Raw genomic sequence first — 250 nt, 5'->3', positions numbered from 1 at the left:
CTGATCCGCGACCTCTCGCTGCTCGAAGCGCTCGGCGAGCCCGAGACGTGAGGGCTCAAAGGGTGCGCGTCACCTTCTGCAGGCCCCGCGGCCGGTCCGGATCGCGCCCGCGCCGGCGGGCCAGGGCCGCGGCCAGCGGGTAGAAGGCGAGAAGGGCCGGGATCGGGTCGAGCAGAGGGTGCAGAGGCGGCGGCAGCGGCAGCGGCCGGCCGGCAGCTGACACGGGCGTCGCGCTCGCGAGCAGCACCTC

The 250-nt window shown here is 76.0% G+C and carries 1 pseudogene; it reads right to left on the bottom strand.

Going from position 1 to position 250, the window contains the following annotated elements:
- Positions 1-55: 55 nt before the first annotated feature.
- Positions 56-250 (bottom strand): annotated as a pseudogene (locus L9G74_RS21460) (hypothetical protein); the annotation flags it as partial.

Source organism: Shewanella electrica (assembly GCF_022321485.1).
GTDB lineage: Bacteria > Pseudomonadota > Gammaproteobacteria > Enterobacterales > Shewanellaceae > Shewanella > Shewanella electrica.
Note: the sequence above shows the minus strand (reverse complement) of the source record. Positions and strands in the feature narration are given on the sequence as shown.